This is a genomic window from Brachybacterium sp. 107, from assembly GCF_052379725.1.
Classification (GTDB): domain Bacteria; phylum Actinomycetota; class Actinomycetes; order Actinomycetales; family Dermabacteraceae; genus Brachybacterium.
Genome location: NZ_JBQSYW010000020.1, coordinates 26,394 through 53,008, shown reverse-complemented (window position 1 = coordinate 53,008; position 26,615 = coordinate 26,394). Strand labels below are relative to the sequence as shown.

The window sequence follows — 26,615 nt, the reverse complement described above, 5'->3', positions numbered from 1 at the left end:
CTACCAGCCCGACACCGCGCACCACCCCCGCTCGAGCATCAGTTCCAGACCGAACCGCTGCGAGGAGAGCGGAACCGCTGCGGAAGAGCTCCTCGACACCCTCAACACCTGGCTCGCACCTGCTGGTTCTCGGACAGGGCGTGGTGGACGAGTTCTCGGACAGAGCGTGGTGCACGGCGCGCTCAGGCCTTCGCCCAGCCTCCCCGCCTACGCTGACCGGAGTCGTCCAGCCCGCGGCCGCCTGCGCGCCGCCGCGCTGACCACCCAGAGCATCAGGAGGCATCCATGACGGGCAACGGGGCATTCGTCGAGGTCGACGTGGCAGCCGGCCGCGTGCGTGGCGCATGGCGAGGGGAGCCCGGCGCGGCGGGCGCGTCCGCCGCGTTCCTCGGCATCCCGTTCGCCGAGGCGCCCGTCGGCGAGCTGCGGTTCGCCGCCCCGGTGCCGAAGGCTCCATGGGCCGGGGTGCTCGACGCGCTCGAGCACGGGCCCACTCCGCAGCGCGGCGATCCCGGCATCACGCTGATCCCCGAGCCGAGCATCCCGGGCGACGCGACCCTGAACCTCAACGTGTTCACGCCCTCCCCCGACGCCGGGGAGGAGAGCCCCGCGCTGCCGGTGCTGGTGTGGATCCATGGCGGCGGCTTCGTCTCCGGGTCCGCGGCGAGCCCCTGGTACGACGGCCGCGCCTTCACCCGCGACGGGGTGGTCGTCGTGACCGTCTCGTACCGGCTCGGGTTCGACGGCTTCGGCTGGATCGAGGATGCGCCCTCGAACCGCGGGGTGCGCGACTGGCTGCTGGCGCTGGAGTGGGTGCGCGAGAACATCATCGCGTTCGGCGGTGACCCGGACCGCGTCACCCTCGCCGGGCAGTCCGCCGGCGGCGGCGCCGTGCAGACGCTGCTCGGCATGGAAGCGGCCCAGCACCTCTTCCACAGCGTCTACTCGATCTCGGGTGTGACCACGGACGTCACACACGAGCGCATTGAGACGTTCGGTCGGGAGCTCGCCGCAGTCCTCGGCGTCGAGCCGACCCGCGTCGGGTTCAGCACGCTCAGCGAGGAGCGGATCCATGAGGCGGAGAAGGAGGCGACCGCGATGACCCCGGCGACGCTCCCGAGCCTGCTCGAGCACGGCCTGCCGCTCGGCCCGACCATCGACGGCGAGCTCATCCTCCGGCCGACGGACGAGTCGCTCGCCGCCGGCGTCGGCGCCGACAAACCGCTGGTGCTCGGCACGACCGACGACGAGTTCTCGATGGTCTTCGCCCAGAACGCGAGAAAGATGCGCATGATCCCGAAGTCGTTCCTGCTGCGCAAGCTGGGGATGCCGAAGCAGACGATGAAGCCCTACCTCGCCGCGAACGCCGAGGTCGCCTCCCGCGGCACCGCCCGTATCGGCGGACGCTTCCTCACCGACCGCATGTTCCGCACGGCGCTGCTGCGCACGGTCTCTGCCCGCCAGGACGGCCAGCGCGTCGCGGCCGACGCTGCGCAGGCCGCCATGGACCGCGGGGTCTCAGCTGCAGCACGCAGCGAGGCTCCGACCTGGGTGTACCGGTTCTCGTGGCCGTCGGGGGTGTTCGGCTTCGCCCAGCACTGCCTCGACGTGCCGTTCTTCTTCGACTGCCTGGGCTCGCCCATCGGCATGGATGCGCTCACCGGCCCGAATCCTCCGCAGGAGCTCGCCGACGACGTCCACGCCGCAGCCGTCGCCTTCATCGCCGGCGGCGATCCGGGATGGGAGCAGTACACCGAGCCCGGACGCTCGACGCAGATCTTCGACACCCCGACCTCGCAGGTCGCCTACGGGTATCGGAGCGTGCGACCGTTGCTGTGACGGGACCTGCGGCCAACGCACGGGAGGGAGCTCACCACCCATGAGCATCAGACTGCTGCGCTTCCAGGCCGAATAGTTCCGACTCGCACCCGGCGGCGACGTCAGGGAGCTCTCAGCGCTCCCACCCCGTGACCAGGACCGGTCTGGCCGCGTAGGTGGCGACTGGATTCGCCAGCGGGCTGGGTTCGTGCTGCCCGGTCGAGACCAGCTGCAGGCCCGGAAGGCGCGTGACGAGGGCCCGGAAGGCTTCGTCGAGCTCGACCCGGGCGACCTGCTGCCCGATGCAGCCGTGCGGGCCGTGCCCGAAGGCGACGTGCCCCCGAGCATCGCGACGCACGTCGAAGGCGTCCGGGTCCTCGAACCGTCGCTCGTCGCGGTTCGCGGAGACCGTCGAGACCGAGACGGTCGTCCCGGCCGCGATGGTGCGATCCGCGATCTCCACGTCCTCGGTGGCGGTGCGGGGGAACACGGTGAGGAACATCGTGCAGAAGCGCACGATCTCCTCGACGGCCCCTGGCACGAGATCGGGGTCCGCGACGAGGGTCCGGTACTGCTCGGCACTGTCCAGGAGCGCGACCGTGCCGGTCGAGATCATGAAGGCGACCGTGTCCCGACCGGACATGCTCAGCATGTGCAGCAGCCCCTCGACCTCGGCGGCGGAGAGGTCGTCGTTCGCGAGCAGGTCGCTGATCACGTCCTCCCCCGGATCCGCTCGCCGCACCTCGATCGCCTCCCGCAGCAGGTCGTGCCGGTCCTGGGGCGGGGCGCCGTGGACGAAGCACTGCGCGTAGCGGTCCACCAGATCGTCGCTCACCCCGAGCACGAGCGCGTGGACCCGGATCGAGATCGGCTCGGCGAAATGCTCGAGCAGATCCGCGACGGGGCCGGCGGCGATCAGGTTCTCCAGCTCCTCGGCCACGATCTCCGCGATGCGCGGCCGGCGCGTCCGCCCTGCCCGCACGGAGAAGCGTCCCGTGACAGCCTTACGCAGCCGCCGGTGCTCCTCACCGTCGAGTCCGAGGATGTTCGTGCTGGCCACGGCGAGCGCGCCGGCATCGTCCAGCGGGCCGCCGGGGAACCCGTCGTCGAGCTGGGCGTCGCTGCGGGGCATGCGCTGGGGCTGCTGGCTGAAGCGCCGATCGGACAGCACCTCCTTCGCCTCGTCGTACCGGGTGACGAGCAGGCCCTCATGCCCGTCCCGGAAGTCCAGCGGCACGAGCGCGTCGGCGTCCCGCCACCGCGCGAACAGCGCCGACGGCTGCGTCGGCATCGAGTCCGCGGGGAGCACGCGCGCCCCATGACCCAGGGGGCACGCGGTCATCGTGGGGTCTCCTGGCTCGCTCCGTGTCTCCGGGACATGGGTCAGCCCGTGACCCTGATGGCGCGGGACGGACACAGGGCCTCGGCATCGCGCACCGCGGTGCCGCCCTCGGACTCCGGATCCTCTGCCGCGTTCGGATCCAGGAGCACGACGAGGCCGTCGTCGTCCTGGTCGAAGACGTCCGGTGCGGTGAGCGCGCACTGCCCCGCCCCGACGCACACTGCTCGGTCGACATCGATCTGCATCATGGCCTGCCTCCCCGTCCGAGTATCTCGGAGGAACCACGATATGCCGCCAACGGTCGCAGAACACGGAGTATCTTGGGCATCTCGCTGAGGATGTTGCTCCATCGATCCCCACGTCGCCACCACCGCTGCCATCGCCCCGCCGCCAGCACCAGCACCAACACCAACACCAACACCAGCACCACTGTCATCGCCACCGTCACCGCGAATCGAGGCACCAGCCGACATGCCGAGCCCCGACCCCGCCGTGCGACTCCGTGACCGCTTCCCGACGCTGCGGCTCGCCGGCGTCTCCGCGGAGAGGTATCCGCGGTTCATCAACCCCGTCGTCGACCCCCATCACCTCGACGTCCTGCTCCTGACCTTCGTGCTGTCCGGGCAGGGGCACCACCTCATGGGGGCCACGACGCAGAAGATCGTCTCCTCGTCGGTCTCGGTCACGGCACCCGGGCAGACCCACAGCCTCGTCACCGACGACGACGGGCTCGAGGTCGTGAACGTCTTCCTCGACCCCGATCTCCACCCGCTGCCGAACCTGCAGCCCCCGCACGACGAGGCCCTGGCGGCCTTCCTCCCCCTGCCCTCGGCCCCGCAGGTGGTCACCACCGACCTCGCACAGGTCGAACTGGCACCGTCGGACACGATCGCACCGCTGCTCGATCTGCTCGTGCAGGAGACGGAGCATCCGCGGAGCCCCGACCTGCTGTCCTCGCTGCGCACCGCCCTGCTCGCCACCTGCGCACACGCCGTGATCGACCGCGGGCTCATCAAGGCGACCACGCGGACCCACCCGTCGGACGACCGTGTGCTCGCCGTGCGCGACTGGCTCGACCGGCATTACCGCGAGCCGCACGCCCTGGCCTCGCTCGCGCAGCGCGCCCAGCTCGAGCGCACCTACTTCTCCTCCCGCTTCACGAAGGTCGTCGGACTCCCCTCGAGCGAATACATCGCGCGTCTGCGCATCCGCTACGCCCTCAGCCTGCTCCAGGCGACCGACGAGCCGATCGCCGCCATCGCCCGGAGCAGCGGCTTCCACGACCTGTCGAACTTCGGCCGCACGTTCAGCCGGCTCATGGGGAGGCCGCCGCGGCAGTTCCGCGCGGAGACCCGGAGCGTCCGCCACGACGCGTCGGACGGCGGCGAGGGCGCCGGCTGACCGCCCACCGGCCGTCCAGGCTCGCCGTGGCAGGATGCCCGCACTGCATGATGTGAGCATGGATGAGGGAGGTGGATCATGGCCTGGATCGTCGACGTGGTGATCGCGCTGATCCTGCTGGGCACCACGGCCTCCGGCCTGAGGTCGGGTTTCGCCGCAACCCTGGGAGCGCTGGCAGGTCTCGCCGCCGGGGCGTGCGCGGCCGTATGGGCCATGCCCTTCGTCTCCGACGCCATCGATCCTCCGTGGCGCCTCGTGGCGGTGATCGGCACGCTCATCGCGCTGCTCGTCGTGGGCAGCGGCATCGGCGGCCGGATCGGTCACGCGGTGCGGCGCGGGGCCGATCGCCTCCACCTGGGGATCATCGACCGCCTCCTCGGCGGCGCTCTCGGGCTCGTGATCGGGCTGGTCGTGGTCTTCCTGGCCGGGAGCGTCGTCACCGGATCCGACGTCTCCGGCTCCGACCTCCCCGCCCTCACGACCGCCGTGGACTCCTCCCGCGTGCTGCAGTTCGTGGACCAGGTGACGCCCGCGCTGTTCGACGGCGTGCTCGCTCGGCTCCGCTGACACCTGCGGGGTGACTCGCAGCGGTGCATGGTCCGTCGTGCGGCGCTGATTTCCCGCTGCCGGACATCCCATGGTGGTGCGTCACGAGGTGCTCGTACACCGCCGAGTGTCACTGCCGCCTCCCGGGATGTGAAGTAGTGCAGCAGTGCCCCGTGTACCCCCGATACCCAGCTCGAAATGCTCAGGAGGAGCGCAGCACTGCGTTTGCGATCAGCAGGTCGAGGCGACGCACATCGATGTGCTTGCCGACATTGATCTTGATATGGCCGGCTCGCGTCCAGAGCTCGATCTCCGCATTCAGGTCCAGGGTGCCGGCGTTCTCCGAGGACCACATGTTGATCGCCGAGTACGGCAGGGAGTAGATCTCCACCTTCTTTCCCCGGAGCCCCTGGGCGTCCCTGACGATCAGCCTCTTCGTCGTGAAGACGGCAGAATCGCGGAACGTCTTGTACGCCGCGATCGCGCGCTCCTCCGGGACGAGCAGCGGCGTGACATCTTCTGGGATCGGGCACTCCTCAAGGAAGGTCCATGAGGTGATCGCAGCAACCGACGTGTCCATAACTGACTCCTTGACTTCGATGAACGACCTGTTCAGCAGGGATCGCTGGGTCTGTGACCTGCACTCAGCGAAGAGTAGCGGCGGGCACTGACACCCGGATAGTGCCTCACGCCCCTGTGTCGAGCACCGTTCTCGTCGCGAGATGGTCGCTGCTCCCGGCCCGGAACGAGGTCGAGGAGGCGACGTCGAGACCTCGGGTGAAGACGTGGTCGATCCGGGCGACGGGAGCGCTCGCGGGCCAGGTGAATCTCGGCGAGATGCCGGTGGGACGCACCCAGTCCGCGGCAGCGCGCAGCGGCCGCAGCGCGGGATCCGTGGAGGCGGCGTTGAAGTCGCCGACCACCAGGACCCGCTCCGAGCGATCCGCGGCGATCACGTCGGCGACCTGCGAGAGCATCTCGTCGCGCCCCTCCTGCTTGCCGAGACGCACGGAGGCCGCGTGCACCAGGTACAGGGAGACGTCCCCGGCAGGAGCCTGGACGGTCACGCGCGCCGCGCGCTTCCACCCCAGCCCCAGCGAGAGCGGTTCGCCCGCACCGAGCGGGTACCGGCTCCAGATCCCCTCGGTCCCGACCTCGTACCGGTAGGGGTAGTCGGCGTCGAGGACCGACTGCGCCGCCGCCCGGCTGTCGGCATCGAGCTCCGTGAGAGCGATGACGCCCGCGCCCTCATCGACCGCGGCCCGGGCGGAGTCCGCGGCGGTCCCGGATTCGGCCCTGACGTTCTGGGCGACGACGACCATCGGGTCGCCCTGTGCATCGGAGCCGACACCCGGCATCGCGGGGACCATCGCTGCGGCCCAGAGGAGTGTCGGCACCAGGAGCACGACGATGCTGCGGCGAGCCGACCACACCGCGAGGATCAGGCAGAGCACGAGCGGGATCGCCAGCCACGGAAGCAGGACAGCACCGATCGTTCCCGCCACTCCGGGGATCCAGCCGCAGACGATCAGCGCGACGAGCACCACCGCGAGGACGACCCCGATCCGTCCGCGCCGTACGAGGTGGCGGGCCGGCTCCGGCGTGGGCAGGGCATCCGACGAAGGCGCGTCCGACGGCGGGGCAGAAGACATGGCGAGCTCCTCACGAACGGACGGATCGTCGGCAACCGAGCGGCACCTGGGGCGCGGCGCGACGAACGCGAAGACGCTCCCCGCTGCCGGGCACCCCCGTGCCGAAGCCACACTGTATGGCGTCCTCACCTGGGAAGGCCGGATGGAACGTCCTCTCGCACCGACCCTCCACATCATTGCCACAGAACCCTGGTCGTGAGCTCGGATGTTCCCCACCCGCGACGTCCTGGACGCCACGGACCGCGTCCGCATGGAGCCACTCGAGAAGCGGTGGCTCTCCGCCGTCGAACGGTGCATTCCGACGGAGCAGCACCGCTAGACGTTTCGGTTATTTCGAATAAAATGGGGGTCAGAGCTCCAGGAGGACCGATGACTGCCGCCGCCCACCGCCGTACCCCCGAGACCTACGTACCCCGAGACGAAGAGCATGGCCAGCTTGTCGATCTCGTCGCGGCGCTCCGTGCACGAGGGACCGACGTGGCAGCGCAGCCTGCACTCGTCACTGCTGCCGGCGATCGCCTCGACCTGCCGTCGGACGTCGCAGACGCCTTCGAGCAGATCGTTCGCCACCTCGCCGAAGGCCACGGGGTCACAGTGGTCCCCCACCAGCGACTGCTCACCACTCAGGAAGCCGCTGACCTGCTCAACATCTCGCGCCCCACCTTCGTGAAGCTTCTCGAGCAGGGTGAGCTCCCGTTCGAGATGCGTGGCCGCCACCGTCGGGTGCGCCTCGAGGACGTCATCGAGTTCCAGGAATCGCTACGACAGGACCGTGCTGACACCTTGGACACGATGCAGCACGATGGCCAAGCCGACGGTCTCTATGACCTGCTGGACGGCCCGACACCCTCGACACGTTGAGCTGAGCGTTGTTCACCGTCACCCTCGATGCGTGCGTTCTCGTGCCGATCACGCTCTGCGACACGATCCTGCGTATCGCCGAGACGGGTGCCTTCGGAGTTCGATGGTCGGCTTCGATCCTCGGTGAGACCGAACGGACACTGGTGAACAAGCTCCATGTCCCACCAGCGTCTGCGGCGAAACGCGTCGGCATGATGCGTAGAGCATTCCGCTTCGCCGAGGTTGACGACTACTCAGCCATCGAGCCCTTGCTCACGAACGATCCGAAGAATCGACATGTCCTCGCGTGCGCGATCAGGGCACAGGTGCACACCATCGTCACCTTCAATCTCAAGGACTTCCCTGCTCCAGCGCTCGCACCGTGGGAGGTTGAGGTCGTCCATCCCGACACATTCCCCCTGAACCAGCTCGATCTCGCCCCGGCACACGTCACCACGGCCATCGAACACATGCTGTCCTCCTTCAAGAGCCCTCCGCGAACGATCGACGAGCTCCTCGGGTCGCTAGCGAGGTCCGGAGTGCCGGGCTTCGCCGACGAGCTACATCAGCACGTCACGGAGGGCTGACAGCAAAACGTCGCCCACCGCGAGCGTGCGCCCTCACCCCTTGAGCCCCGAGAACGCGAGCCCCTCGATCACCCGGCGCTGCATGAGGATGAACAGGATCAGGAGGGGGGCCATCGCCATGAGCGAGGCGGCCATCATCACGGGGTAGTCGATGACGTACTGCCCGTTCAGTGACGCGATGCCGACGGAGAGCGTGCGGCGCTCCGCGCGGCTGGTCACCACCAGCGGCCACAGCAGGTTGTTCCAGGCGGCGAGCACGGTGACGATCGCCAGTGCGCTGATCGACGGGCGGGCCAGCGGGAGCATCACCTTCCAGAAGATCTGGAAGGGGTTCGCGCCGTCCAGCCGCGCCGCCTCCTCCAGCTCATCGGGAAGGTTCACGAAGAACTGCCGCATGAGGAACGTGCCGAAGGCGCTGAAGATCGTCGGCGCCACGATGCCCGGCACGGTATCGAGCCAGCCCAGGTTCTGGACGATCTGGTACGGCGGGATCAGGTACGCCTGGTTGGGGATCATGAGGATCATGAGGATCGAAGGGGATGGGCGGTTGCTCCTCGACACGCTGGCGGAGTCCTTGCACGTCACGGTCGTGACGGCCGCGGGCTCCTGACGCAGCGCGGTCTCGCACGCAGGGCCATCGACCGCCCGGTGGAGACTTGGCAACGCTCTCCACACCCTCCCGACCTGCGCCCCTACACTCGCGCCATGACTACGACGTCCCAGATCACCGGCGCCAGCTCCGGCCTCGGCACCGAATACGCCCGCCAGCTCGCTCGCCGCGGCGACCACCTCGTGCTCGTGGCCCGTGACAGCGGCCGGCTCGAGGCTCTGGTCGCTTTGCTCCAGCGCGCGGGGGCCGAGGATGTCGAGGTCCTGAGCGCGGACCTGTCCTCGATGGACGGCATCACCACCGTCACCGACCGCCTCATGGATACTGCGCGACCGGTGGACACGCTGATCAACAGCGCAGGCTTCGGCCTCCCGCTCGCTTTCGAGAAGAACGACATCGAGGACGAGGTGCGCCACCTCCGGCTCCACGACGAGGTGCCCATGCGGCTCATGCATGCCGTGCTGCCCGGCATGCTGGCACGGCGCTCCGGCGCGATCCTCACCATCTCCTCGGTCTCGGCTGTCACCCCACGGTCCACCTACGCCGCCTCCAAGGCCTGGCTGGTGATGTTCTCCCGCTGGGCGAACAGCTACTACGGCCCCCGCGGAGTCACCGTCACGGCCGTGTGCCCCGGATACACCCACACCGAGTTCCATGAGCGGCTGGGCCTCGCGAAGGGCGAGGAAGGCATCCCCGACTGGCTGTGGCTCGATGCCCCGCGGGTCGTCGAAGAGTCGCTGCGGGACGTGAGCCGAGGCAGGGCCGTCTCCGTGCCGAGCAAGCGCTACAAGGCGATCTACAACGCCGCGCGCTTCGCCCCCACCGGGCTCATGGCCAAGCTGGCTGCGCGGGGGCGCTGAGCGAGCCTCAGGAGGCGGTCGCCTCCGGGAGCCTCTTCGCGGTCCGTGCCCGCGCCGTCTCCCGCTCCACCTCGCGGTCCTTCGGCGGAGCCGAGGTCACCAGATCCGCCAGCAGATGCTCGGTGACGTGGGCGATTTCGGCGACGGCGCCCTCGAACACCACCGCGTTCGTCTGGGACGGCTTCGGCATCCCGCTGACTGTCAGCACGTACTGCAGCGCGGCGTCATGCACCTCCTGGGAAGTCGCTTTCGGGGCGACATTGTGGAGCGGACTGATGTTCCGGCACCTGCCACAAGGCTGGCACGGGCCGACGGGAGCGGCACGGGCTGCCACGCAGGAGTCGTTCCGTCGGCCCCGTACTGGAGGGCCGAGGCCCCACGGGGACCGGCTCCGCAGCGCTCCCCTGCAGTCCACTGAGGACGCTCAGCGAGAGTCGGGCACGCTCGGCGCGCTGACGGCGACCGGGGCTGCGTCCTCCCCCGCGAGCTCCACCGCGACGCCCTCGCCGGGCCAGTCGTAGCCCGCCGGGAGGTCGGCGGCGCTGATCGTCAGCGGGCCCTGCGAGCCGCTGAGGAACACGAAGCACTGCCCGTCCTTCTCCACGGCTCGGGCCCAGGTCGTTCCCGGGATCTCCTGCTCGCCGAGCCCGCGCGAGCCGGCCAGGTGCGCCTTGTGCTCGGCCATGAACCCCCCGACTGCTTCGAGGGTCCTCACCTGGAGCTCGGGCAGCGTGCCGTCGGCCCGCGGGCCCACGTTCAGCATCACCCGGCCGTCCTTGGAGACCGCGTCGACTACGTGACGGATCGCCCGCGGACCGGACATGTACTGGGTCTCGTCCTCGACCTGGTTGTAGCCGAAGGACAGCCCGATCCCGCGGTTGTTCTCCCACGGCTGGTCCTCAGGGATCTCCCCGGCCTGGTACTCCGTGGTCACGAAGTCCTGGTGCGCGCCGGAGAAGCGGTCATTGATCAGACCCTCAGGACGCTGGTCGTAGAAGTGCTCGAGCAGCTCGCCGAGCCCGCCCCGGTCGAAGTGGAAGTTCTCGTCGGGCCAGCCGATGTCGTTCCAGAACACGTCGGGCTGGTACCGGTCGATGAGGTCGCGCATGTGCGCGCTGCAGTATTTCCCGTACTCATCGTCGCGTGGCCGCTTCCGATCTCCGACGTCCTGGCCGCTCACAAGCGGTTCCGTCGGCCGGACATGCCAGTCCAGCCCGCCGGAGTAGTAGACCCCGAACCGCAGTCCGGCATCCTTCGTGGCCTGCGCGATCGCCCCGACGAGGTCCTGGCGGGGCCCGCGCCGCACGGTGTTGCGCTCGCCGGTGCCCGGGGCGTCCCACAGCGTGATCCCGTCATGGTGCTTGGTGGTGGGGATGACGTAGTCCGCGCCGGCCTGGCGGAAGAGATCCGCCCAGGCCGACGGATCGAAGTTCGTCGGCTGCCACTGATCCAGGAAGTCGTCATACTGCGCGTCGCCGTGCACCTCCCGGTGATGCTCCGCGGCGGGCGAGCCCTCGATGCGGATGGTGTTGAAGTACCACTCCGCGTACGGGTTGTGGGCGAACCAGCCGAGGTCATCGGCGATCGCTCCGAGCTCCGCGGTGGGCTCCGCCCAGGCGGGGACCGAGTAGGCGCCCCAGTGGATGAAGATGCCCAGCGGGGCATCACGGAACCAGTCGGGCAGTCGCTGCGGGAGGGCATCCCAGGTCGAGGAGTCGCTCATGAGAATCTCTCTTTCCAGAGGGTCGTGATGGTCATCGTGGCAACCTCCGGAGGGCGGTCGCCCTGCTCCTGCGCTGCAGGTGGCGTTCCTGCGCTGCCTGTGACGTTCCTGAGCTGTGGTCGACACCGTCGGCCCGACATCGCAATGGGGCGGGCGCCCCGCCCGGGACTCAGCCCCCGACGGGCCCGCCTCGCTGCGCGAGCTTGTCCTTGATCCCGCGCACCGCACGCCCGAGGCCGGTGGCCTCGGGCTCCTCCTCGGCAGGGGTCTCCACGAAGTCGACGATCGCGCGCATGGTCGCCACGTCGATGCTGGGCATGCCGCCCGCCAGCAGGGTCCCGATCCGCTGCCCCACTAATGTCTCGAGGTTGTCGGCCGCCTCGTCGCCACGCTTCTCACGGGCGGTCCGGAGCCTGTCGGCCAGCATGCGCGCCGCCACAGGGGATGCGGGGATGGGCTCGGGGTGGCCGGCGACGGTGATCTGTTCCAAGGGGCGTCCCAACGTGTCGTGGATCAGCGCGCCGTGCGATCCGGCGCGGGGCAGGTCGACTGCGACCTGCTTCACAGCACAGTACCGGGATCGGCAGGCAGGATGCTGGGCCTTCCACCCAGCGTCCAGGCTGCGCAGCCTCTCCTGCCGAGCCGATCCGGACGGACCGTGATTGTCAGCGCCGGCCGTTCTCCCGGCGTGCGCGCAGCAGCTGGGCCTTGCGGATCTCCGCGTCCTCTCGCCCACGCTTCCTCTCGACCATGGCCTTGTTGCTGAAGTACCCGGGATGACTCGCGGCGTGCTCCGCGGCACGCTGCTCCCTCACGGTGGCACGCCTCCGGTGCGCTCTCCACGCGGCAGCGCCGCCGGCCATCGCGGCGCGCGCTCCGGTGGCCGCGGCCTGCCCGGCCCGGCGAAGGTCCTCGCTCTGCCGCCACCCCTCCTCCGGCGCCGCAGACTCCCTCACGCCGCTCTTCCTCGGAGCTGCCTGCGAGCCATCACCAGGAGCCGTCGGCGCCCCATCTGCGACCGCGCCGTGGCCGGGCACGCCCACGCCTCCTCCCGGGACTCCACTGGGACGAGGTCGCACGACCATCAGCGCGACGGAGCCTGCGCCTCCCAGCAGGGCGCACACAACCATGAGGACCGCGCGGAGCAGCCCGGCCATGGTGGTTCCCGCGGTCGGCTGCGCAAAGGCCACGGCCACCGCGATCAGGGCGACGAACATCGCGATCCCGGCACTGGCGAAGCCCAGAGCGGGTGCCCACCGCACTCCGCGATATCCGAGAATGGCTGCCGCGCAGTAGGCGGGGACCAGCAGGAGCCCCGAAAAGAACGGAGAGGGGAGGCTGAGGGCTGCGGCGAGGCCCAGAACGGCCACAGCCACCAAGACGAGTGGGGCTGTCGGCTGCTCGTCGGATCCCGGGAAATGCGACATGTGCGCTCCTGCTGACGGGGGTTCTGGAAGGGCGTGCTGTACTGACATCGGTTCCGAAACACCAGACCTTCGTCCGCACCGACCCCATGTCACCGTACATGAACATAGGGGCACGCTGGTGCTCGACAGGAAGCCCGGACCGTCCGGCATGACGCACTTCGTTCCCCTCGCGCACCAAGGAGCTCACCGTGAGATCGACGTTCTCTCCCGACCTGACATCCTTCGCGGGGCGCCTACTCGCAGCCCCTCTTGTGAACGACTGGGTCTCGACGCGAGCGGTCACGGAACAGCTGGGCCTCACCCAGTCCCTGGCAGCCCAACTCATGGTCTCCGAGCTCGCCGGCGATCTGGCCGACGGACCCACGAAGAGCTCGGGCGACGGTTCGGCCCACGGCCCTGCTGCGCGTGGCGACGAACCTGAGCCGGCCTGGGTGATCCGGTCAAGGTCCAAGCTCCTCATGCCACAGTCCGGCCTGGACCTGCTGTCGAGCGTCTCGTGGGCGGATGCGGACCCCGGGCCATACATCAACGTGCGCCTCGGTCCGGGAACGCTGCCGGACCGTCCCGAGGATTCCCGCAGGTACCTCGGCTTCCACCGGATCCTCACGGCGCAGGAGCGGTACGACGCCGCGACGCGATGGTGGTTCTTCACGCGGCTGGAGAAGTGGGTCGGCCTTCCCTTCGTGGCATCGATCGCCGGGTTCGTGACCCTCGCAGGGCGGATCGAACGGGTGACCTCCCATCCGTCCCGGGACGTCGTGGCGTTCGAGGTGGACGAGTCCGACGAGCACGTCCAGCAGGTGTTCGCGCGACGACGGATACCCGTGCATCCCGGAGGGCCCGCGCTGAAGATCCAGCACAGAGGCGCTTAGCCTGCGGGACCCGACTCCCTGTGCGAGGCCCGGCTGTCGGCGCTCCCGCCGCGCCGAGACCGCCTGCGCCAAGAGCCGGTTTCGTCGGGGCCCCGTTGGCGGAGCGATCACGTCCCCTCTCCCCGCTCCCACCGCCGCCTATAGGATCGAGGCGTACTCACCGCTTCCAGCGTCGGCAGCGATGCCTTGCCGACCTTCGCTGGAGCCTTCGTGACCTCGCCTTCCCTCTCGCCGCACGCCCCGCTGCCCCCCGGACGACTGCGGCTGGTCATCCTGGCCCTGTCGCTGGGCGCCTTCGCGATCGGCACCACCGAGTTCGCGAGCATGGGGCTGCTGCCGCAGATCGCCGAGTCCCTCGAGGTGGGCATCCCCCAGGCCGGCATGCTCATCACCTTGTACGCCCTGGGCGTGGTGATCGGCGCTCCGCTGGTGACGATCGCCGCGGTGAAGCTGCCCCGCGCGAAGCTCCTCGTGCTGCTGATCGCCCTGATCGGGGTGGGGAACCTGCTCTCGGCGCTGGCCACGGACTTCACGGTGCTGGCGTCGGCCCGCTTCGTCGCCGGCCTCCCCCACGGCGCGTTCTTCGGCGTCGCCTCGCTGGTCGCCGCGCGCCTCTCCCCGGCCGGTCGGCGCGCCCGCTCCGTGTCGCTCGTGATGCTGGGCCTGACGATCGCCACGATGCTCGGCGTCCCCGCCTCGACCGCGCTGGGCCAGAGCGTCGGCTGGCGCTGGGCCTACGTGATCGTCGTGGTGATCGCCGCGGCGAGCACCCTGGCGATCTGGCGCCTGGTCCCCGAACCGCCCAGCACCGGGGCCGACGGCGCCTCCGGCTCGATCCGCGGGGAGCTGCGCGCCCTGCGTCGCGTGCAGGTGTGGTTCGCGCTCGGCATCGGCTCGATCGGCTTCGGCGGCATGTTCGCCGTGTACAGCTACATCGGGGAGATCGTGCCCGGCGTGATGGGCCTCGGCGAGAGCGCCGTGCCGATCGCCCTGTTCGTGTTCGGCGTGGGCATGACGGCCGGGAACATCCTGGCCGGCCGCCTCGCGGACCGCAGCGTCTACGGCACCATCTTCCTGGGCCTGATCGGCATGGCGATCAGCCTCGCCATGTTCGCGCTGGTGGCCCACCAGGCCGTCGCCGCGATGGTCCTGCTGCTCGCGATCGCCGTGACCTCCCAGCTGATGGGCCCCTCGCTGCAGCTGTTCCTGCTCGACGCCTCCCCCGATGCCCCCTCGCTGGCCGCCGCCCTGCACCACTCGGCGCTGAACATCGGCAACTCCCTCGGCGCGGCGCTCGGGGCGGGCGTGCTCGCCGCGGGCTGGGGTCTGCTGGCTCCCGCGTGGACCGGAGTGGTGCTCGCTGTGCTGGGCCTCGGCATCGCGAGCTGGTCCTATCTCGTGCACCGGCGTCAGCAGGCGCGGGCCGACGTGCTCGCGGCCGAGGCGGCCGAGGTGCCGGCCGCCTGCTGACCCGCCCGTCGGCCGCCCCCGCTCGATCTGCTCGATCCACCGGGATCTTGTCGCCCCAACTATCCACGCCGCCACCTCTGCCCGCGCCGCTCACCCTGTCCCATCCCTCCGCCCATCCTCCCGTTAGTCGGGTCCTTGGTGCAGGATGTGCAGATGAGAATCGCACTGACAGGTGGCTCGGGAAAGCTCGGACGAACGGTGGTCCGCCACCTTCGCGACCAGGGACATCTGGTGATCAACCTCGACCAGGCCGGTGAACGCGGCGAGGGCTTCGTGCGCATCGACCTGCGCGACGCCGGCCAGGTGCTCGATGCACTCACCGGCATCGACGAGCAGGCGCCCGACGGGTTCGACGCCGTCGTGCACCTCAGCGCGATCCCGGCGCCGGGCCTGTCCACGAACACAGCCACGTTCCAGAACAACATGATCAGCACGTACAACGTGTTCAACGCGGCGATCAAGGCGGGCATCACGAACATCGTGACCGCGTCGAGCGAGACGGTGCTCGGCCTGCCGTTCGACACCCCGCCCCCGTACATCCCGGTCGACGAGGACTACCCGGCGCGCCCGGAATCCACCTACTCCCTCTCCAAGCACCTCGAGGAGCAGATGGCGATCGAGCTGACCCGGTGGCATCCGGAGCTCAAGATCATCGCGCTGCGCTTCTCGAACGTCATGGACGAGGCGGACTACGCCGAGTTCGAGTCCTTCGGCGCCGACGCGACGCTGCGCAAGTGGAACCTCTGGGGCTACATCGATGGTCGCGACGGCGCCGAGGCCGTGCGCCTCGCCCTCGAGCACCAGGCCACCGGCTTCGACCGCTTCATCATCGCTGCCGCGGACACGGTGATGTCCCGCGACAACGCCGAGCTCGTCGCCGAGGTGTTCCCGGACGTCCCGGTGCACGGCGACATCGCCGGCCACGGCACGCTGCTCTCGATCGACAAGGCGCGCAGAGTCCTCGGCTTCGATCCGCAGCACACCTGGCGCCGGTAGCACTGGCCTCCGCGGGCCGGTCGCCCGCTACGGAAGCTCCCCGGTCCCGTCGGCCCCGACCGACCCGCTCACCTCCAGAGCCGTCTGGTCCCGACTCCCCCTCCACGAGGACTACCGTGGCAGGGCATGCGATCCCGCTCCCCCGGGATCGCCCAGATGTCACACGGCCGAGGAGGTCACAGGTGGGTTGCACGACGCTGCTGGTGGGCAGGAAGGCGAGCGCCGACGGGTCGCCTCTCGTCGCCCGCACCGAGGACTCCTCGAACGGCTCCTTCGATCCCAAACGAGTCGTGGTGGTCCCTCCGGAGGATCAGCCCCGCGTCTACACGAGCGTCCTCGGCCACCTGCGGATCGAGCTGCCGGATAACCCGCTGCGCTACACCTCGGTACCCAACGCCTTGCCCGATGAAGGACTCTGGGGCTCGGCCGGGATCAATGCGGCGAACGTCGGGATGAGCGCGACGGAGACGCTGACCAGCAATCCACGGGTGCTCGGCGCGGATCCGCTCGTCGAGCTCGTCCCCGAGTCGGGCACTCCCGGCACGCCGGACCATCGGCCTGAGCGGCCCGGCGGGATCGGCGAGGAGGACATGCTGACTCTGGTCCTGCCCTACATCCGCAGCGCACGGGAGGGCGTGGAGCGCCTGGGCGCGCTGCTCGCCGAGCACGGCACCTACGAGATGAACGGGATCGCGTTCTCCGACGTGGCGGACATCTGGTGGCTGGAGACGGTGGGCGGGCACCACTGGATCGCGAAGCGGGTCCCCGAAGACCACTACGTGACGATGCCCAACCAGCTGGGCATCGACTCCTTCGATCTCGACGATGCGGACGGGGAGGGCAGGGATCACCTCGCGAGCCCGGATCTGCGGGCGTTCCTCGAAGAGCATCATCTGGACCTCACGCTGCGCCCCGCCTCGAGCACCGGCTTCGGTGCGGCCCCGTCGAGCGCCGGCGGGAGCGTCATCAACCCGCGCGAGGCCTTCGGCTCCCACACGGATTCCGACCACGTCTACAACACGCCCCGCGCCTGGTACATGCAGCGCACCTTGAACCCCACGAGCGAGGACTGGGACGGCCCCGGACCGGGGAACCGGCCGGACTCCGATGACCTGGCGTGGAGCCGCAGGCCGGAGCGGAAACTGACGATCGAGGACGTCAAGGACGTGCTCAGCTCGCATTACCAGGGCACGCCGTTCGATCCGTACTCCGCGCACGGCAACGAGGCCCAGCGGCGCGCGTTCCGCCCGATCGGCATCAACCGGCACAACGCCCTGGCGATCCTCCAGATCCGTCCCGACCGTCCGGAATCCTCCCGGGCGCTGCAGTGGATCGCGTACGCCTCGAACCCGTTCACCACGCTGATCCCGATGTTCACGAACGTCGACGAAGCCCCGGAGTACCTGGCGACCACGACCGCGCAGGTCAGCACCGACAGCTTCTACTGGACCTCCCGCCTGCTCGCGACCCTGGCAGATGCCCACTTTGCCGACGCCATCCCGCTCATCGAGCGCTACCAGCAGAGGACGCTCGCGCTCGGGCATGCCGCGGTGCATGCAGCCGATGGGGCGGCCTCCCAGCCTCCGCACTCTGCGGCGACGGGCGGATCCTCTGCAGCCGACGGGTCCGCTGGGCAGAACGTCCCTTCGCTGCTCGCCGAGGCCAACATCGCCATCGCCGAGCAGATCCGCACCGAGACCGATCAGGTGCTCGCCGCGGTGCTGCACACGACGAGCAACCTCATGACGAACCGGTTCTCCCGCTCGGACAGCTGATTCGACGCACACCTGCACACTCTGACGGGACATGGCGACCCGCAGCACGGCCGATGCCCCGAGGTCTCCACAGCCAGGCCCAGCGCATCCATCCGGGAGCGGCCGTCCGGGACTGTCAGACGAGGAATCGCAGCAGCAGCAACGGCAAGCGCACCACGAACTTCAGCACGACCCAGAACACGTCACCCAGCTCCAGTACCCACAGCGCGACGGTGCCGCTGCTGTTCCCATCCCCTCGTCGGCGTCGGCGGCTCATGGGGCCTCCCTTCCTCGTGACGGAGCAGCACCACCCTCAGCAGCAGCGCCTTATAACCGTCGACTCTACGCAGAGCGACCGCACCGTGCAGGGCTTCCCGCATCCCTGACCGAGAGCGGCCGGACCGTCACGCCGTCGTCACCAGGGGCTGGGCTTGTAGTCCTTCACGAAGCAGCCGTAGAGATCCTCGCCGGCCTCGCCGCGCACGATCGGGTCGTACACGCGCGCGGCGCCGTCCACGAGGTCCAGCGGCGCATGCCAGCCCTCCGCGGCGATGCGCAGCTTGTCCTGGTGGGGGCGCTCGTCGGTGATCCAGCCGGTGTCCACGGCGGTCATGAGGATCTGGTCGGTCTCGAAGGCCTCGCCGGCGCTGGTGCGGGTGAGCATGTTCAGCGCAGCCTTGGCCATGTTCGTGTGCGGGTGGCCGGCGCCCTTGTAGCGCCGCGAGAACTGGCCCTCCATCGCCGAGACGTTCACGATGTACGCGCGGCGGGCCCCGGCCTGCACGGCGGCTCGCATAGAGGCGCGCAGGCGGCTGATCAGCAGGAACGGAGCGGTTTCGTTGCACAGCTGGACCTCGAGCATCTCGAGGGCCTCGACCTGGTCCACCGTCTGCGTCCACGAGTTGGTGGTCTGCAGGTCCGGCAGCAGCCCTCCGGCGTCGACCGCGGTACCCGCGAGGTGCTGGTCCAGGCTCGCATTCCCGGCACGCAGCGCGAGCGCCGTCATCGAGGCGGCCGACTGCGCCTTCCGGGCGTGCTCGAGGGATTCCCCGTCGTGCTGCGGGACCGATTGGGCATCCAGCACCCCGGCGATCGATGCGGGGTGGGCCTGGGAGATCCGGTCGAAGGCCGTCATCTCCGGCAGCGCGAGGTCGGTGGGCAGCGGTGCCTCCTCGAGCTCCACCAGGGACGAGTAGGCGCTCGGCGAGCGGCGCACCGTCTGGGCGGCGTTGTTGATGAGGATGTCCAGCGGGCCGGCCGCGGCGACGTCGTCGGCCAGTGCGATCACCTGGGTGGGGTCGCGCAGGTCGATGCCGACGATCTTCAGGCGGTGGATCCAGTCCGCCGCGTCCTCCATCTGGGCGAAGCGGCGAGCCGCGTCCTTGGGGAAGCGGGTGGTGATGGTGGTGTGCGCGCCGTCGCGCAGCAGGCGCAGCGCGATGTACATGCCGATCTTGGCGCGGCCGCCAGTGAGCAGGGCGCGCTTGCCGGTGAGGTCGGTGCGCTGGTCGCGCTTGGCGTGGGACATCGCGGCGCAGTCCGGGCACAGCCAGTGGTAGAAGGCGTCCACCAGGGTGTAGTCGCGTTTGCAGATGTAGCAGCCGCGGGCCTTGTTCAGCTCCCCGGCGTAGGCACCCTTGGTGGCTGAGACCAGCGGGATCCCTTTGGTCTCGTCGTCGATGCGCAGCGGAGAGCCGGTCGCGGTGGCCGCCACCACGGCACGGTCCGCCTTGCGCTGCTCCCACGTCTTGGTGCCGCGTCGGGACTTCGCCAGGCGCTTCTCGAAGGTGCGCGAGGCTCGCTTGAGAGCCACGAGATCCTCGTCGTCATCCGCCAGCTTCGGACCGGCCGCCAGCACGCGCAGGGCGGTGGCGAGCTCGTCGGCGGAGAACGTGGCCGGCTTGCCGGCACCGGCCGACGAGTCGGCTGCAGAGGCGGAGGGAGAGTGGTCAGGCACCGCTCGAGTCTACGACCGCAGGGGGCACAACCCCGCGCTGTAGCATCCCGCAGATGGCCAGGATCATGCAGGTGCGCGACAGCATCGTCATCGCCGCGGAGCCGCTCGAGCTGTATGAGCTGATCGCGGACCCTTCGCAGATGGGCCGCTGGAGCCCGGAGAACACCGGCGCCGAGGTGCCCCGCCCCGGGAGCCCGGCGACCGTCGGCATGACGTTCACCGGCTCGAACCGGCGCGGCAGGGCTCGCTGGGTGACCTCCTGCACCGTCACGGAGGCCGTTCCCGGCGAGCGGTTCACGTTCGAGGTCACGGCGATCGGGCCGACGAAGCCGCTCCTCAAGGGTCGCATCGCGAGGTGGAGCTACACCTTCGAGCCGGCCGACGGCGGCACCCTCGTCACCGAGACCTGGACCGACGGCCGCACCCGCTGGCCCGATGCCGTCGCCAGCCGCTTCGACAGGTTCGTCACCGGAGGTCGGCTGTTCTCCGACTTCCAGCGCGGCAACATCGCCCGTACCCTCGCCGCGCTCCGCGCCGATGTCGAGGGCACCCCACGCCCAGGGGACGAGCGGGCCCCGCGCGACTGATCGCGGTGCCGGGCTCGCCATGGCCTGCCGCCGCGCACCTCATCTTGCATGATCCCGGTAAACCCCAGAGACTCGCAGTTCAGACGCATCGAGTGGAGCGAGGTCGCCCATGCCCCAGCAGGCACAGCAGGTTCAGCAGGTCCAGCACGTCGAGCAGGTCCAGCGCACCGTCCAGGCGCAGGACAAGTCCTTCCCCGTCGGCCTCGTCGGCCGCGAGATCACCGCGCTGGAGACGCCGCTCGCGGAGTTCTCCACACCACTGCTGGTGCTCGACGAGCAGGCGATGGCGCACAACCTGCAGGTGATGGCGGCGTGGACCGGCGAACGCGGGCTCGAGCTGATGCCGCACGGGAAGACGACCATGGCGCCGGTGCTGTGGCGCCGTCAGCTCGAGGTGGGCTGCACCGGGATCACGGTCGCGACCGGCTGGCAGGCGGACGTCGCCCTGCGCGCCGGCATTCCCACTGTGCAGATCGCGAACACGTGCACCGACCCGGCGCTGCTGCGTCGGCTCGCCGCGCACCTGGCAGAGCATCCCGAGCAGGAGCTCGTGTGCTGGGCCGATTCTCTCGCCACCATCGATCTGCTCGAGCGCGAGCTGCCGGGCGGTTCCGGGCTCGGCGTGCTGGTGGAGCTCGGGGCCGACGGGGGCCGCACGGGCGCCCGCACCGAGGACGAAGCCGTGGCGATCGCGGAGCGCGTGGCCGCCTCGAGCACGCTCACGCTGTACGGGGCGTCCGGCTACGAGGGCGCGCTGGCCCACGACCGCTCCGAGGAGGCGCTGGCCGTGGTCGGCGCGTACTGCGAGCGGCTGGCCGCGCTGGTCGAGCGCCTGCGCCCGCTGATCGACGGCACCCCGTGGGTCACCGCCGGCGGCAGTGCCTACTTCGATCTGGTGGCCGACGCCTTCGCGCCGCTGAGCGACGTGCGGGCGATCCTTCGCTCCGGCGCGTACATCGTGCATGACTCCGGTTTCTACCGGGGAATCTCCCCGCTGGACATGATCCGGGACGTCGCCGAGGCACAGGCTCTGCTGCCGGGAATGTTCGCCTACGCCCGTGTGGTCTCGCACCCTGAGCCCGGCCTCGCCCTGCTCGACGCCGGCAAGCGCGACGTGCCCTTCGACGAGGGTCTGCCCACGGCGCTCTCCTACTCCCCCGCGCTGGGCGGCGAGCAGCAGCCGCTCGAGGCCGAGGTGACAGCACTGAACGACCAGCACACCTTCCTGCGCTTCACCGGCGACTCCCCCCTCGCTGTCGGCGACGTGGTGCGGCTGGGGCTCTCCCACCCGTGCACGGCCTTCGACAAGTGGCGCCTCATCCCGCTCCTCGACAGCAGCACAGGCATCGTCCACGAAGCCGTCGAGACCTTCTTCTGAGCCGGGCGCGCCCGACCTGCTGAGCAGGGGGCGTCTGGCCTCTGAGCAGGGGGCGTCTGGCCTCCTGAGCAGGGGGCGCCTGGCCTCTGAGCAGGGAAAGTCCAACCTCCTGGGCAGGGGGGCGTCCAACAACGGGTTACCCGGAGGTATCCAGCAGCACGTGTCGTTGAGCGGCCTCTCAACGACACACCACGCATGCTGGACACGTCGGCCAGCCCCGCGTGACGGCGCTGCCGGTCCCGTGGACCTGCGCGGCCCTGCACGTGGCCCTGCACTCGCCCCGGCACGGGGTCCGGCACAGGGCCCGGCGCGCCGCCCAAGCTCGTGGCACGGCGCGCGCTGCCCGGGCATGAGGTCTGACGCGTCGAATACGGGCGGCGATACCGACGCGTGGGACCACATGGAAAGTCTGCAGGGAGTGTCCGACTGCGGGTTACCCGGAGGTACCCAGCAGTACGTGTCGTTGAGCGGCGCCTCAACGACACGCCACGCATGCTGGACAGATCAGGACAGGTCTGGACAGGACAGGACAGGACAGGACAGGACAGGTCTGGACAGGTCAGGACAGGTCTGGACAGGTCAGGACAGATCAGGACAGGTCTGGACAGGACAGGTCTGGACAGGACAGGACAGGACAGGACAGGACAGGACAGGACAGCACAGGACAGGACAGGACAGGACAAGTCTGGACAGGTCAGGCCAGGCGAGGCCAGGTCGCCGCGACTGCTCCCGGCGGGCGCCCCGCTCAGCCCCGCCGCACCTCGTCGAGGTAGCCGTAGATGGTCACGCGGGAGACGCCGAGGCGGGCGGAGACCTTGTCCGCCGCGCGCTTGATGCGGAAGGCGCCGCGGGCCTCGAGCAGGCGCAGGATCTCGATGCGCTCGGGTTTGGTCAGCGAGGGCACCGGCTTGCCGACGTGGGCGATGGCCTCCTCGACCATGTCGTCGAGAACGCTCGAGATATCCGGTCCCACCAGCTCCTTCGGATGCTCCCGGACCTCGTCGCGCACGGCAGGAAGCAGGGCGCTGAGCGCGGTCAGGGCGGTCTGTGCCGGGGTGAGGTCCACGTTGATGCAGAAGGAGGCGATGACGACGCCGTCATGGTCGCGGTAGTAGGTGGAGGAGCTGATCAGCTCCCGTCCATCCGCCGTGCGGCCCCGGTAGCCGTGGGCGTCGTGGTCCGTCGACGGGTCGCGCAGCACCTCGAGGCCGAGGTTCGTGGAGGGGCCGCCGACGGTGCGTCCGCTGAGCTGGCCGTTCACGATCGCTGCCACGGAGTGGTCGAGATCGCCGCCGGTGAGATCGTGCAGCACCACCTCGCAGTGCGGGCCCACGACCGCGGCGATCGCGCCCATCAGGGGGGGTCAGCACCCGGTAGGCCTCGTCGAAGCTCGCGAACCGGGCGCCCTGCTCGGGGACCGCGGGATACGCGGGCCCCGCGGGGGCCGAAGACTCCGAACGATCTGAAGGCTCCAGAGGGGTCAGAGACTCCGAATGATCCGAAGGCCCCGAGGGGGTCGGAGACTTCGGACGATCCGAAGGCTCCAGAGGGGTCCGGAACTCCGCGGGGCCGGGGGCACTGTGCGCTGCGCTCATGGGACACATCATGGCACTTGCGGCTCCGCGGTAGACGTAACCTCTGTCAAGGCTGTATAAATTCAGTCAAGCACGGTTCGTCGAGGAGGACTCCATGCATCCGACCACCCCACCGGCAGCCCAGCCTGCCCCGCTGCCGGGATCCCAGCCGGACCCGCAGAACACGCGGGACCCGCAGAGCGCGCAGCTGAACGCCAGGCAGCGACGCACCATCGCCGGCGGCGCCATCGGCACGCTGATGGAGTACTTCGACTACTACCTCTACGGTCTGGCCTCGGCCGCGGTGTTCCCCGCGGTGTTCTTCTCGTCGGACTCCGTCTTCGTCGCCCAGCTCTCCAGCTTCGCGACGTTCGCCGTGGGCTTCCTGCTGCGCCCCGTGGGCGGGCTCGTGTTCGGCTACATCGGCGACCGCTACGGCCGCAAGCTCACCCTGCTCATCACCGTGATCGGCATGGGTCTGACCACCGCCGCGATCGGCCTCATCCCCTCGGACGCCACCATCGGCCTGGCCGCCCCGGTCCTGCTCATCATCGCCCGCATGTTCCAGGGCCTGTTCGTCGGCGGCGAGATGGGCGGCGCGGCGACGATGGTCGTCGAGCACGCCCCCGTCGGCCGCCGCGGCCTGTACGGCGCGCTCCTGATCAGCGGCGCCGGCATCGCCAACGTGGCCTCCGCCGGCATGATGGCGGGCCTGGGCCTGGGCCCGGAGTCGTTCTTCATGACCTGGGGCTGGCGCATTCCGTTCCTGTTCGCCCTGGTGCTCGCGATCATCGCGGTGTTCCTGCGCCGCCACCTCGAGGAGTCCGAGGAGTTCACCCAGCACACACGCGACGTCGCGGACAAGAAGGTCGCCGCGACCTCGCCGCTGCGCGAGGTGGTGCGCCACCCCAAGAATGCGATCCTCGGGATCCTCATCGGCCTGCCGCAGTCGATCGCCGGGTACGTGGTGCTCACCTTCGGCCTCGCGTTCATGGTGGCCGACGGGGTCCCCGCGCAGGTCGGCTTCATCGGCACGATGATCGTGGGCGCCCTGCAGATCGTGATGGCGCCGCTGTACGGCGCGCTCTCGGACAAGGTGGGGCGCCGGCGGGTCTACATCGCCGGCTGCGTCGGCTTCGCGGTCCTGGTGTGGCCCGCCTTCGCGCTGTACGGCACCCACCAGCCGGGCATGATCTGGCTGGGCATGATCATCGGCTTCGTGATCCCGGGCATCGCCATGCAGGGCACCTTGCAGACGATGCTCACCGAGATGTTCGACGTCGAGCAGCGCACCACCGGCGTGAACATCGGCTACCAGCTCTCCAACACCCTCGGCGGCGGCCTCGCCCCGCTCATCGCGACCGCGCTCGTGGGATGGGCGAGCGGCTCGATCTGGCCCGTGGTCGTCTACGTTGTGGTGATCTGCGCGATCGGCGCGATCGCCACCGCGACCGCCTCGATGCGCCCCGATACGGCCGACGCCGGCCGCCTGAACGCCCTGGAGGGAACCCGATCGTGATGAGACTGCTGATCCGCGGAGGGCGCGTCGTCGAGGGCGGCACCGTCACGGCCGCCGACGTGCTCGTCGAGGGCGAGCGCATCGTCGCCGTGGGCCGCCTCGATCCGGCCGACGCCGCGGGCGCGCAGATCCTCGAGGCCGACGGCCGCCTCGTGGTGCCGGGCTTCGTGGACGCGCACTCCCACGCCGAGGGCGTCGTCGTCGATCCGGAGGTGCAGCTGGCCCTGCTGCGCCAGGGGGTGACGACCGTGATCGGCGGGCAGGACGGCGTCTCCTACGCGCCGGGCGACGGTGCCTACGGCGCGCAGTACTTCGCCGCGATCAACGGCCCGCACCCCACGTACCGCGGGCCCCGCGTCGAGGATCTGCTGGCGACCTACGACGGCGCGGCCCCGCTGAACGTCGCCTACCTCGTCCCCGCCGGCACCGTGCGCCACCAGGTGCTCGGGAGCGCGGACCGCCCCGCGAGCACCGAGGAGATTGCTCGCATGGTCGAGCTGGTCGCGCAGGGCGTGGCCGACGGGGCGGTGGGGCTCTCCACCGGACTCGACTACACGCCGGGCCTCTACGCGGGGGCCGACGAGATCGCGGCGCTGTGCGGTCCGCTCGCCGCCGACGGCCTGCCGTACGTGACACACATGCGCGGCGGCTACGAGGACAACTCGCAGGTGGGGGTCGAGGAGGTGGCACGGATCGGCCTCGACGCGGGTGTGCCCGTGCACGTCTCCCACTTCCACACCCGAGCCGACGAGGCTGCGCGGCTGATGGACTGGTTCGACCAGCAGGGGGTCGACGCGAGCTTCGACGCCTACCCGTACACGCGCGGCTGCTCGATCCTGGGGATGACCCTGCTGCCTCCGGCCGTGAACGCGATGGACCCCGACGAGGCCGCGGCCCTGCTGCGCGATCCGGCCGAGCGCGAGCGCCTGCGCCGTGACTGGTTCCCGGGGGTCGACGCCTACCCGAGCCTGGGACCGGAGTGGCCCGAGCTCATCACGATCGCCCACACCGTCGCCCCCGAGTTCGCCTCGGCGCACGGCCTCACCCTCGCCGAGCTCGCGCGGCGTCGCGGCACCGACCCCATCGATGCCGCGCTGGATCTGCTGGCGGCCTCCCGCCTCGAGGTGAACGTGGTGATGGCGGTGCGCGACCAGCGGCCGGTCGAGGACCTCGGCCGCCTGATCGCCCATCCGGGACACCTGGGCGGCTCCGACGGAATCTTCATCGGCGCCCATCCGCATCCGCGTTCCCGCGGCACCTTCGCCACCTACCTCGCGACCTATGTGCGCGAGCACGGCTTCCTCACCTGGCCCGAGGCGATCGAGCACCTCTCGACCCGCGCCGTTCAGCGGTTCCACCTCGGCGAGCGCGGCCGCATCCTGCCCGGGCACATCGCCGACATCGCCCTGGTCGACGAGGACGCGGTGCGTGCGACCGCCACCTATGACGACCCGACAGCGCTGGCCGTGGGGGTCGACGACGTGCTGGTCGCGGGCCGTCCGGTCCTCTCCGGGGGCCAGCTCACCGGCGACCTCCCCGGCAGCGGCCTGCGCGCCGCACCGGGCCCGCGCTCCCCCGGCGCCCGTCCCGCGGCCGGCTTCCGCGCCGAGCCCGACCCCCTCCGCTCCGGCGGCCATGACTCCGACGGCGGATGAACGACCGCCCGTCGGCCCCGCGGGGCCCGTGCCCCGCACCTGACCGT

At 70.1% G+C, this 26,615-nt stretch carries 26 protein-coding genes; 14 read left to right on the top strand and 12 right to left on the bottom strand.

Annotation, left to right across the window (positions count from 1 at the left end):
* The first annotated feature begins 285 nt into the window (after positions 1-285).
* On the top strand, positions 286-1,839 hold the full coding sequence (locus ACT3UL_RS16620; RefSeq protein WP_444579491.1) for a carboxylesterase/lipase family protein: 1,554 nt from the start codon (positions 286-288) through the stop codon (positions 1,837-1,839).
* 112 nt (positions 1,840-1,951) lie between these two features.
* Here ACT3UL_RS16620 and ACT3UL_RS16615 read toward each other — a convergent pair whose 3' ends face one another.
* Both ACT3UL_RS16615 and ACT3UL_RS16610 read right to left on the bottom strand, forming a co-directional pair.
* The gene (locus ACT3UL_RS16615) at positions 1,952-3,160 is read right to left on the bottom strand and encodes a cytochrome P450 (RefSeq protein ID WP_444579490.1); all 1,209 of its coding nucleotides are present in this window, start codon (positions 3,158-3,160) and stop codon (positions 1,952-1,954) included.
* Between the two features lie 41 nt (positions 3,161-3,201).
* Positions 3,202-3,408, bottom strand: a complete 207-nt coding sequence (locus ACT3UL_RS16610) for a ferredoxin (protein ID WP_226850929.1) — start codon at positions 3,406-3,408, stop codon at positions 3,202-3,204.
* Positions 3,409-3,631: 223 nt separating this feature from the next.
* Here ACT3UL_RS16610 and ACT3UL_RS16605 point away from each other — a divergent pair, with 223 nt between their 5' ends.
* Entirely contained in the window at positions 3,632-4,561 is a 930-nt protein-coding gene (locus tag ACT3UL_RS16605; protein ID WP_444579489.1) for a helix-turn-helix domain-containing protein, read from the top strand.
* Positions 4,562-4,639: 78 nt separating this feature from the next.
* Entirely contained in the window at positions 4,640-5,128 is a 489-nt protein-coding gene (locus ACT3UL_RS16600) for a CvpA family protein (RefSeq protein ID WP_444579488.1), read from the top strand.
* 181 nt (positions 5,129-5,309) lie between these two features.
* Here ACT3UL_RS16600 and ACT3UL_RS16595 read toward each other — a convergent pair whose 3' ends face one another.
* Both ACT3UL_RS16595 and ACT3UL_RS16590 read right to left on the bottom strand, forming a co-directional pair.
* Positions 5,310-5,687 (bottom strand): PH domain-containing protein, encoded by a 378-nt coding sequence (locus ACT3UL_RS16595; protein ID WP_441463024.1) that lies wholly within the window; start codon positions 5,685-5,687, stop codon positions 5,310-5,312.
* A 106-nt stretch (positions 5,688-5,793) separates the two neighbouring features.
* Positions 5,794-6,759: an endonuclease/exonuclease/phosphatase family protein gene (locus ACT3UL_RS16590; protein ID WP_444579487.1), complete on the bottom strand. Its 966-nt coding sequence runs from the start codon at positions 6,757-6,759 to the stop codon at positions 5,794-5,796.
* Between the two features lie 369 nt (positions 6,760-7,128).
* Here ACT3UL_RS16590 and ACT3UL_RS16585 point away from each other — a divergent pair, with 369 nt between their 5' ends.
* Both ACT3UL_RS16585 and ACT3UL_RS16580 read left to right on the top strand, forming a co-directional pair.
* Positions 7,129-7,620, top strand: coding sequence for a helix-turn-helix domain-containing protein (locus ACT3UL_RS16585; RefSeq protein WP_444579486.1), 492 nt, complete (start codon positions 7,129-7,131; stop codon positions 7,618-7,620).
* 8 nt (positions 7,621-7,628) lie between these two features.
* Positions 7,629-8,186: a PIN domain-containing protein gene (locus ACT3UL_RS16580; protein WP_444579485.1), complete on the top strand. Its 558-nt coding sequence runs from the start codon at positions 7,629-7,631 to the stop codon at positions 8,184-8,186.
* Positions 8,187-8,219: 33 nt separating this feature from the next.
* Here ACT3UL_RS16580 and ACT3UL_RS16575 read toward each other — a convergent pair whose 3' ends face one another.
* A complete protein-coding gene (locus ACT3UL_RS16575; RefSeq protein ID WP_444579484.1) occupies positions 8,220-8,747 on the bottom strand; it encodes a carbohydrate ABC transporter permease in 528 nt (175 codons plus the stop codon).
* 144 nt (positions 8,748-8,891) lie between these two features.
* Between ACT3UL_RS16575 and ACT3UL_RS16570 the strand changes: the two genes are divergently transcribed.
* Positions 8,892-9,656, top strand: a complete 765-nt coding sequence (locus tag ACT3UL_RS16570) for an SDR family NAD(P)-dependent oxidoreductase (RefSeq protein ID WP_444579483.1) — start codon at positions 8,892-8,894, stop codon at positions 9,654-9,656.
* Positions 9,657-9,663: 7 nt separating this feature from the next.
* Here ACT3UL_RS16570 and ACT3UL_RS16565 read toward each other — a convergent pair whose 3' ends face one another.
* The 4 genes from ACT3UL_RS16565 to ACT3UL_RS16550 form a co-directional block, all read right to left on the bottom strand.
* Complete coding sequence (locus tag ACT3UL_RS16565) at positions 9,664-9,990, bottom strand: DUF2277 domain-containing protein (RefSeq protein WP_444579482.1); 327 nt, start codon at positions 9,988-9,990, stop codon at positions 9,664-9,666.
* A gap of 90 nt (positions 9,991-10,080) precedes the next feature.
* Positions 10,081-11,379, bottom strand: coding sequence for an alpha-L-fucosidase (locus tag ACT3UL_RS16560; RefSeq protein ID WP_444579481.1), 1,299 nt, complete (start codon positions 11,377-11,379; stop codon positions 10,081-10,083).
* A 169-nt stretch (positions 11,380-11,548) separates the two neighbouring features.
* Complete coding sequence (locus ACT3UL_RS16555; protein WP_444579480.1) at positions 11,549-11,944, bottom strand: hypothetical protein; 396 nt, start codon at positions 11,942-11,944, stop codon at positions 11,549-11,551.
* A 100-nt stretch (positions 11,945-12,044) separates the two neighbouring features.
* Positions 12,045-12,806, bottom strand: a complete 762-nt coding sequence (locus tag ACT3UL_RS16550) for a hypothetical protein (RefSeq protein WP_444579479.1) — start codon at positions 12,804-12,806, stop codon at positions 12,045-12,047.
* A gap of 188 nt (positions 12,807-12,994) precedes the next feature.
* Between ACT3UL_RS16550 and ACT3UL_RS16545 the strand changes: the two genes are divergently transcribed.
* The 4 genes from ACT3UL_RS16545 to ACT3UL_RS16530 all read left to right on the top strand — a co-directional run bounded on the left by ACT3UL_RS16545 (position 12,995) and on the right by ACT3UL_RS16530 (position 17,919).
* Positions 12,995-13,678, top strand: coding sequence for a hypothetical protein (locus tag ACT3UL_RS16545; protein ID WP_444579478.1), 684 nt, complete (start codon positions 12,995-12,997; stop codon positions 13,676-13,678).
* Positions 13,679-13,888: 210 nt separating this feature from the next.
* Positions 13,889-15,148: an MFS transporter gene (locus ACT3UL_RS16540; RefSeq protein WP_444579477.1), complete on the top strand. Its 1,260-nt coding sequence runs from the start codon at positions 13,889-13,891 to the stop codon at positions 15,146-15,148.
* A gap of 153 nt (positions 15,149-15,301) precedes the next feature.
* Entirely contained in the window at positions 15,302-16,144 is an 843-nt protein-coding gene (locus ACT3UL_RS16535) for an NAD-dependent epimerase/dehydratase family protein (RefSeq protein ID WP_444579476.1), read from the top strand.
* Between the two features lie 182 nt (positions 16,145-16,326).
* Positions 16,327-17,919, top strand: coding sequence for a C69 family dipeptidase (locus ACT3UL_RS16530; protein ID WP_444579475.1), 1,593 nt, complete (start codon positions 16,327-16,329; stop codon positions 17,917-17,919).
* Positions 17,920-18,034: 115 nt separating this feature from the next.
* Here ACT3UL_RS16530 and ACT3UL_RS16525 read toward each other — a convergent pair whose 3' ends face one another.
* Together ACT3UL_RS16525 and ACT3UL_RS16520 are read right to left on the bottom strand one after the other, a co-directional pair.
* Positions 18,035-18,175, bottom strand: coding sequence for a hypothetical protein (locus ACT3UL_RS16525; protein WP_444579474.1), 141 nt, complete (start codon positions 18,173-18,175; stop codon positions 18,035-18,037).
* A gap of 138 nt (positions 18,176-18,313) precedes the next feature.
* The gene (locus ACT3UL_RS16520; protein ID WP_444579473.1) at positions 18,314-19,855 is read right to left on the bottom strand and encodes an SDR family NAD(P)-dependent oxidoreductase; all 1,542 of its coding nucleotides are present in this window, start codon (positions 19,853-19,855) and stop codon (positions 18,314-18,316) included.
* Positions 19,856-19,908: 53 nt separating this feature from the next.
* Between ACT3UL_RS16520 and ACT3UL_RS16515 the strand changes: the two genes are divergently transcribed.
* A complete protein-coding gene (locus ACT3UL_RS16515) occupies positions 19,909-20,442 on the top strand; it encodes an SRPBCC family protein (RefSeq protein WP_444579472.1) in 534 nt (177 codons plus the stop codon).
* A 109-nt stretch (positions 20,443-20,551) separates the two neighbouring features.
* Entirely contained in the window at positions 20,552-21,820 is a 1,269-nt protein-coding gene (locus tag ACT3UL_RS16510; protein ID WP_444579471.1) for an alanine racemase, read from the top strand.
* A gap of 745 nt (positions 21,821-22,565) precedes the next feature.
* Here ACT3UL_RS16510 and ACT3UL_RS16505 read toward each other — a convergent pair.
* A complete protein-coding gene (locus tag ACT3UL_RS16505) occupies positions 22,566-23,174 on the bottom strand; it encodes a helix-turn-helix transcriptional regulator (protein WP_444579470.1) in 609 nt (202 codons plus the stop codon).
* Positions 23,175-23,509: 335 nt separating this feature from the next.
* Here ACT3UL_RS16505 and ACT3UL_RS16500 point away from each other — a divergent pair, with 335 nt between their 5' ends.
* Positions 23,510-24,913: an MFS transporter gene (locus ACT3UL_RS16500; protein WP_444579469.1), complete on the top strand. Its 1,404-nt coding sequence runs from the start codon at positions 23,510-23,512 to the stop codon at positions 24,911-24,913.
* A complete protein-coding gene (locus ACT3UL_RS16495) occupies positions 24,913-26,568 on the top strand; it encodes an N-acyl-D-amino-acid deacylase family protein (protein WP_444579468.1) in 1,656 nt (551 codons plus the stop codon). Before ACT3UL_RS16500 ends, ACT3UL_RS16495 begins: the two co-directional genes overlap by 1 nt.
* Positions 26,569-26,615: the final 47 nt, after the last annotated feature.

Excerpts from the sequence above, each read along its gene's own strand:
- ACT3UL_RS16600 (WP_444579488.1), top strand. The coding sequence starts at position 4,640 with ATGGCCTGGATCGTCGACGTGGTGATCGCGCTGATCCTGCTGGGCACC.
- ACT3UL_RS16495 (WP_444579468.1), top strand. The coding sequence starts at position 24,913 with ATGAGACTGCTGATCCGCGGAGGGCGCGTCGTCGAGGGCGGCACCGTC.
- ACT3UL_RS16610 (WP_226850929.1), bottom strand. The coding sequence starts at position 3,408 with ATGATGCAGATCGATGTCGACCGAGCAGTGTGCGTCGGGGCGGGGCAG.
- ACT3UL_RS16605 (WP_444579489.1), top strand. The coding sequence starts at position 3,632 with ATGCCGAGCCCCGACCCCGCCGTGCGACTCCGTGACCGCTTCCCGACG.
- ACT3UL_RS16560 (WP_444579481.1), bottom strand. The coding sequence starts at position 11,379 with ATGAGCGACTCCTCGACCTGGGATGCCCTCCCGCAGCGACTGCCCGAC.
- ACT3UL_RS16505 (WP_444579470.1), bottom strand. The coding sequence starts at position 23,174 with ATGGGCGCGATCGCCGCGGTCGTGGGCCCGCACTGCGAGGTGGTGCTG.
- ACT3UL_RS16590 (WP_444579487.1), bottom strand. The coding sequence starts at position 6,759 with ATGTCTTCTGCCCCGCCGTCGGACGCGCCTTCGTCGGATGCCCTGCCC.
- ACT3UL_RS16550 (WP_444579479.1), bottom strand. The coding sequence starts at position 12,806 with ATGTCGCATTTCCCGGGATCCGACGAGCAGCCGACAGCCCCACTCGTC.
- ACT3UL_RS16535 (WP_444579476.1), top strand. The coding sequence starts at position 15,302 with ATGAGAATCGCACTGACAGGTGGCTCGGGAAAGCTCGGACGAACGGTG.
- ACT3UL_RS16500 (WP_444579469.1), top strand. The coding sequence starts at position 23,510 with ATGCATCCGACCACCCCACCGGCAGCCCAGCCTGCCCCGCTGCCGGGA.
- ACT3UL_RS16620 (WP_444579491.1), top strand. The coding sequence starts at position 286 with ATGACGGGCAACGGGGCATTCGTCGAGGTCGACGTGGCAGCCGGCCGC.
- ACT3UL_RS16515 (WP_444579472.1), top strand. The coding sequence starts at position 19,909 with ATGGCCAGGATCATGCAGGTGCGCGACAGCATCGTCATCGCCGCGGAG.
- ACT3UL_RS16595 (WP_441463024.1), bottom strand. The coding sequence starts at position 5,687 with ATGGACACGTCGGTTGCTGCGATCACCTCATGGACCTTCCTTGAGGAG.
- ACT3UL_RS16510 (WP_444579471.1), top strand. The coding sequence starts at position 20,552 with ATGCCCCAGCAGGCACAGCAGGTTCAGCAGGTCCAGCACGTCGAGCAG.
- ACT3UL_RS16585 (WP_444579486.1), top strand. The coding sequence starts at position 7,129 with ATGACTGCCGCCGCCCACCGCCGTACCCCCGAGACCTACGTACCCCGA.
- ACT3UL_RS16570 (WP_444579483.1), top strand. The coding sequence starts at position 8,892 with ATGACTACGACGTCCCAGATCACCGGCGCCAGCTCCGGCCTCGGCACC.
- ACT3UL_RS16525 (WP_444579474.1), bottom strand. The coding sequence starts at position 18,175 with ATGAGCCGCCGACGCCGACGAGGGGATGGGAACAGCAGCGGCACCGTC.
- ACT3UL_RS16615 (WP_444579490.1), bottom strand. The coding sequence starts at position 3,160 with ATGACCGCGTGCCCCCTGGGTCATGGGGCGCGCGTGCTCCCCGCGGAC.